Below are 6000 nucleotides of genomic sequence, written 5' to 3'. Positions count from 1 at the left end.
TTGGTGAATAACGGATCTGTGGTCCGTTCGTGTTAAAAAAGGGTGTTTTTAGTTAAAATAAGGTCCGCTGAGTCCGCTAAAATTGTAAGTGACTAGGCAGTGCCCGTATGGACTACACTCGAACTTATGTACGACGCTAGAAGGTAAGTACAACGCTCAGATGTATGGCACTCAAATGTATCACAAAGCTCAATGTATCACAACGCTCAAATGTATGACAAAGCTGAAATGTATGACAGTGCTCGACCCATATGCCAAACTTCCAACGTATGCCAAATCTCCAATGTATACCACAACAAAAACAGCCCGGCTTGATTGCTCAAGTCGGGCTGTGTAATCAATAGGTTAGTTTTTTTGGTTGCAGATGCTTACCATGTTTATGCCGTTTGTTTTTTGAAAGGTGTGTGCGTCGTGCCATCGCCTTTAGTTGTTCTGTGCGTCATTTTGTTCCACAGGCCGCGGAGGTAAGGGAGAACCCAATGGTCGAGGCCGATTTTACCCGCGTTGGCAGCAGCGACGATGATCAGCACTTCAAGCAGTAACATCTGGGCGTTGGTGCTCACCGTACCCGAGAAGAGGAATGCGGCGTTCATCACAAGTCCCATCAGAGCGGCGAAGGTAGTGAAGGTACCGAGGATCAGCCCGACCCCTACGAGGAACTCCCCGAGCGGGATGATGAAGTTGAAGAGCTTCACTCCCGGCAGTGCCGCATGCTCCAGAAACGCCGCCCACCAGCCTTGGACTGCGGGGTGATCGCCGGCCGCTTTGGCAATCGCACCTTGCAGGAAGCCGCCTGCTTCAAATCCGCCCGTCAATTTACCCCAACCTGCTGTCATCCACTCATAACCGATGTAGACCCGGATGAAGGTCAGCAGCCACATTGCCAATTTGTTTGTTCTCAGCCAGTTGTTAAACATATAAACCACTCCTTAAAAGTATGATTTCTTTTTTATGAAAGCTTCCTTGCCAATTCGCTGATGTGCTGAAGTTCTATGATGTTGTTCTTTAGGAAGATGATCATCTCTTTCATGTCTTTATTATAAGTGAAATAAATCACAATATATGTGATTAAAATCACATTCGTGATAAAAATCATAAAAAACTTTTAATTTGTGAGTTCGCAGGGGGAAGTGACAGATGATAAGCGAGAGGGCGAACAGGTGCAATATATAGAGGAGACGTAGGAGAAACACGGGACAGTGAGGGGAAGATACGCACTAGGATATGTGGTGGTAAGCATGTTGTCTGGAGTATTGCGGGAGTAGGCAAATAGGCAGTAAGCAGGCAGTAGTAAGTAATGTGGTGGTAAGCATGTTGTCTGGAGTATTGCGGGAGTAGGCAAATGGACAGTAAGCAGGTAGTTAGTAAGTAATGTGGTGGTAAGCATGTTGTCTGGAGTATTGCGGGAGTAGGCAAATAGGCAGTAAGCAGGTAGTTAGTAAGTAAGATGTGGTGGTAAGCATGTTGTCTGGAGTATTGCTGGAGTAGGCAAATGGGCAGTAAGCAGGTAGTTAGTAAGTAATGTGGTGGTAAGCATGGTGTGGAGGATTGTGGGAGTAAGCAAATGGGTAGTAAGCAGGTAATTAGTAAGTAATGTGGTGGTAAAGCATGGTATCTGGAGCATTTGGGGGAGTAGGTTAATAGGTTAGATGGTAGTAAACGAGTAATTAGTAAGTAATGTGGTGTTAAGCATGGTGTCAGAAGTATTGCGGGAGTAAGTTAAATGGGTAGTAAGCAGGTAGTTAGTAAGTAATATGAGTGACAATATTCTGTGCAGACGTGCAGAGTGAGTGAGCAAGAATGGCCAGCAAGGAATAAATAAAGCCAGTAAGTACAAAGCCTGCAAAGAAAATCCAGCGAGTTGTAAGCAGTATGCGCAAAGCTACACCTAGTACCTGATGCGTGTAGATAAAGATGCAACGCATTGGGAGATAGTATAGCGCTAGCACCGCTGGGTTTGGTGTGAAATCGTTACTTGGGGCGAAATGGTTATATGACACGGATGACCGGTACCGGTGGCATCGGTCACCCGTTAGTTTATAAAGGTAAGCCAAGCTGTAAGAGGTCGGAGAGGGGAGAAGCATCAACCATTCATGTTTAGACATGACGTAAGAATTGGTCTTAATTTAGGATCTGAGGAGTCAGCAGCCCCATTCATATTACTGGGGAGGCAAGCGCCATCCGCCTTATTATATTCTGTGATTACACCGCCTCTAAACTCTCGCATCCCTTGTAAAATCAGACCGCCTGATTCTGCAGAGAGGAGGGGTCACTGCTGATTTTTGCTTTGCGCGTGAATTTATCTTGGAGGTAGGGCATGAGCCAGCGGTCGATCCCGATCTTTCCGCTGTTGGCGGCTGAGAGGATGATCAGGAATTCTAGCAGCAGGAGCTGACCGTTGATGCTGATGGCACCGGAAAAGAGATACGCAGCGTTCATCACAAGCCCCATCAGCGCTGCGAACACAGTGAATGTGCCGAGGATGAGGCCAAGTCCGACGAGGAATTCGCCCAGTGGAACGATGACGTTGAACCATTTGACGCCGGGCAGCGCGGCATGCTTCAGAAATACGGCCCACCAATCCTGAACAGCAGGGTGCTCACCCGTGGATTTGGCGATGGCCCCTTGCATAAATCCGGTCGCATCGAAGCCTCCCGTTAGCTTGCCCCAGCCTGCCGTCAGCCATTTATACCCGACGTACACCCGAATGACCGTCAGCAGCCACATTGCGATTTTGCTTGATTGCAACCATTGAATAAACATCAGCACCACTCCTCCAATGAATAATCATTCTCTTTTTTGTTTTCAGATTTTTGCGAATTTGAAAATCGTAATCACGACGAAAGCCGAAAAAACAGCAACGATCTATATAATGTCGCACCATCACAAATTATTCATATTTGCAAAAATCTGTATTTAAATACAGTATTCGCATAGGCTGCGATTTGGCATAGGTTCTTGGCACGAAAAAAAAGACGATGGAGAACCGGAATTCTCCAACGTCTTTTTATGGTTGTTATGAGGTTAAGCTGTGCGTTTTTTCAGATGAGTTGTCGGTGCTTTGGGTTCATGATCGCGGTGGGTCATTTTATTCCACAGGCCGCGAAGGTAAGGGAGAACCCAACGGTCAAGACCGATTTTACCGGCGTTGGCCGCAGCGACGATGATCAGTACTTCAAGGAGCAGCATTTGGGCGTTGGTGCTCACAGTACCCGAGAAGAGGAACGCGGCGTTCATGACCAGTCCCATCAGGGCGGCGAAGGTGGTGAAGGTACCGAGAATGAGACCGAGACCTACCAGGAATTCACCGAGCGGGATGATGAAGTTGAAAAGTTTCACGCCCGGCAGTGCCGCATGTTCGAGGAACGCTGCCCACCAGCCTTGGACGGCGGGGTGATCGCCGGTTGCATTGGCAATCGCGCCTTGGAGGAACCCACCTGCGTCAAATCCGCCGCCTGTCAATTTGCCCCAACCTGCTGTCAGCCATTCATAACCGATATAGACCCGGATGAAGGTCAGCAGCCACATTGCAACTTTGTTCGTTCTCAGCCAATTGTTAAACATATAAACCACTCCTTGAATGAGTTTTGTTTTGGGATTAACGGGTTATAACGTTGTTTCTTATGCGATGTTGTCGATTCTTGTTGCCTTGGGAAGTGATCACCTTCTCTATGTCTTTATTATAAGTGAAAATATTCACATTACACGTGATAAATATCACAAAGTTGTGAACGTTCAATCGAATCCTCCGACTGACTAGATTACTCAATCGTTTTCGTTTTCAGGAGTGCAGGGATTCTCACGCTGTGGTCATTCGATCCGATGTGCCCGCTTTGAGGGTCAAACTTCAATCATTTTTGATTCTCCGGCTCCAGAAAAGCTCGAAGGGCGCTGCTCAGCGGCACGTCGCGGTGATAGATAAAATACACCACGACCTCGCGGTAGGACTCCGGCAGTGTCATGGCTGCAATGTTTTTCTCGTTGGAAAGCGAAACGGCATTGGACCTCGGGAGAAGCGCTACGCCGAGACCCGAAGCAACCCCGCCTAACACGGCTTCGAGCGAACCGAACTCTATGATTTGCGGATGTTGAACGCCAGCTTCGGCCAGCAGGCGCTCCACTCTGGATCGGTGAGTGCAGCCTGTCGACAAAATAAGCATCGGCTTCTGCAGCTGCTCCTGCTGGCTTGCCGCTCCGGCTTCGGAGATGAGCACCAGTTCCTCATTATACGAAGGGACCTGTTTCAGCAGAGGATGCGTCAAAGGTCCGTACACGAAAGCGCCGTCCAGTTCGCGGTCCAGCACTTGCTGCATTAGCACGCTGGAGTTGCCCGTGGTGAGGGACAGGCTGACCTCGGGGTGACGGGCATAATAGTCGGCCAGGCGTCCTGGCAGATATGCAGCGGCGGTGGATTCAATCGCACCGATTCGTAGCGGTCCCCGCGGCGTATCCTCTGCCTGTACGGATTTCTCCGCTTCATCCAGCAAATTTAAAATTTGACGCGTGTATCCAAGCAGGCGCTCGCCGGCCGGGGTCAGTTCCATCCCTCGATTGCTTCGGATAAACAGGGCCGTCTGGAGCCTGTCCTCCAGCTGGCGGATCCGCCCCGTGACGTTGGAGGGAACATACTGCAGGCGTTGGGCCGCCCGCGTAATGCTGCCTTCCTCCGCTACTGCTCGGAATATCCGTAAATCTCCGCTTTCCATTAGTCTCACCTTCCTGACTTCATTCTGACTGAATGCCATATTCATTACTACTCATTTTACATGCTCCGAGGCGAACTATACAATTGAACCTAACATGGCCTACACAAGCCGGAAGAAGGGGAGAGATTCATGTGAAAGCAGCCATTCATCACGGCCGGAGCGGTCTGGACGGACTTCGGGTCGGCAATATGGAATCGAAACAACCGGGTCCCGGTGAGATCCGGGTCCGTTTAAAGACGGCCGGACTCAATCACCGCGATCTGTTTCTGATGAAGGGACGTCATGCGGCGGATGCTCCGCTCATTCTGGGCTCAGACGGAGCAGGCATCATTGATGCCGTGGGTGAAGGAGTGGAGAGTCTGACGGTCGGCACGGAAGTCATCATCCATCCGACGATCGGTTGGGATAACTCCGAAGAGGTCCCGGTGGTGCCGCAGATCCTGGGCGGACCCACGGACGGTACGTTTGCTGAAACGGTCGTCATTCCAGCGGACAATGCATTCAGAAAGCCGACATACCTGACATGGGAGGAAGCGGGAGTACTGCCTTTATCCGCGCTAACGGCCTACCGTGCGCTGTTTACGAGGGCGCATATCAAGCCTGGCGAGCATGTGCTTATACCAGGTATAGGAGGCGGGGTTGCAACCTACGCCATGCTCATGGCCCAGACTGCGGGGGCTGTCGTCAGCGTCACTTCCCGAAGCCAAGCCAAGCTCGAAGAAGCGCGGCGCTATTCTGTGCATAAGGCTTTTTCGAGCGGCGGGGATTGGAGCGAAGAGCTGCAAGGGGAGAAGGTGGACGTGATTCTGGATAGTATCGGTCCGGCTACCTTTCCCCAATACTTGGAAGTGATCAAGCCCAATGGGCGGATCGTCAGCTTTGGGGCCAGCTCCGGCGACGCGGTCGAGGTTCCGCTGAGAGCTTTATTTTTTCCGCAGCTGTCCTGGATCGGTACGTCGATGGGGAGCCGCGAGGAGTTTGGAGAGATGCTTCGGTTCATGGAGGAGCACACCATTACGCCCCTGATCGACCGGATGTACCCGCTGGATGAGATTCTGGATGCGTTCCGGCGGATGACGGCGGGCGAGCAGTTTGGCAATATTGGTTTGCGGATCGGATGACCATCGGCATCTCGTTTCCCTTCGGAAACTTCTGCGGCTAAATAAATGCATGGAAGCAGGAAGTCTCTTAAAGGCATACACACTATACGTATGCCTTCTAAGAGACTTTTTTATGTCACAAACCGGGTCGTTGAGAACCTCATCATGGTTTGAGTTGGAACTGCTGCCAAGGT

Annotated in this window: 5 protein-coding genes; 1 reads left to right on the top strand and 4 read right to left on the bottom strand. The window is 50.4% G+C overall.

Features of this window, described 5'->3' with window-relative positions; genetic code table 11:
• Positions 1-377 precede the first annotated feature (377 nt).
• The 4 genes from M4D81_RS06145 to M4D81_RS06130 all read right to left on the bottom strand — a co-directional run bounded on the left by M4D81_RS06145 (position 378) and on the right by M4D81_RS06130 (position 4706).
• Complete coding sequence (locus M4D81_RS06145; RefSeq protein ID WP_216532958.1) at positions 378-917, bottom strand: DoxX family protein; 540 nt, start codon at positions 915-917, stop codon at positions 378-380.
• 1321 nt (positions 918-2238) lie between these two features.
• Positions 2239-2763, bottom strand: coding sequence for a DoxX family protein (locus M4D81_RS06140; RefSeq protein ID WP_071221512.1), 525 nt, complete (start codon positions 2761-2763; stop codon positions 2239-2241).
• A 261-nt stretch (positions 2764-3024) separates the two neighbouring features.
• Positions 3025-3564: a DoxX family protein gene (locus M4D81_RS06135; protein WP_071221511.1), complete on the bottom strand. Its 540-nt coding sequence runs from the start codon at positions 3562-3564 to the stop codon at positions 3025-3027.
• Between the two features lie 287 nt (positions 3565-3851).
• Positions 3852-4706 carry a LysR family transcriptional regulator gene (locus M4D81_RS06130; RefSeq protein ID WP_260065072.1) on the bottom strand — a complete coding sequence of 285 codons (855 nt, stop codon included), beginning with the start codon at positions 4704-4706 and terminating at the stop codon, positions 3852-3854.
• 131 nt (positions 4707-4837) lie between these two features.
• Between M4D81_RS06130 and M4D81_RS06125 the strand changes: the two genes are divergently transcribed.
• The gene (locus M4D81_RS06125) at positions 4838-5827 is read left to right on the top strand and encodes a zinc-binding dehydrogenase (protein WP_260065070.1); all 990 of its coding nucleotides are present in this window, start codon (positions 4838-4840) and stop codon (positions 5825-5827) included.
• Positions 5828-6000 lie beyond the last annotated feature (173 nt).

The sequence above is a fragment of the Paenibacillus sp. p3-SID867 genome, assembly GCF_025142895.1.
Classification (GTDB): Bacteria; Bacillota; Bacilli; order Paenibacillales; family Paenibacillaceae; genus Paenibacillus_AQ.
This window is presented reverse-complemented; position numbering and strand designations above follow the sequence as displayed.

Bases quoted from the DNA above. Each gene is read 5' to 3' on its own strand.
- M4D81_RS06145 (WP_216532958.1), bottom strand. From the start codon at position 917: ATGTTTAACAACTGGCTGAGAACAAACAAATTGGCAATGTGGCTGCTG.
- M4D81_RS06140 (WP_071221512.1), bottom strand. From the start codon at position 2,763: ATGTTTATTCAATGGTTGCAATCAAGCAAAATCGCAATGTGGCTGCTG.
- M4D81_RS06135 (WP_071221511.1), bottom strand. From the start codon at position 3,564: ATGTTTAACAATTGGCTGAGAACGAACAAAGTTGCAATGTGGCTGCTG.
- M4D81_RS06130 (WP_260065072.1), bottom strand. From the start codon at position 4,706: ATGGAAAGCGGAGATTTACGGATATTCCGAGCAGTAGCGGAGGAAGGC.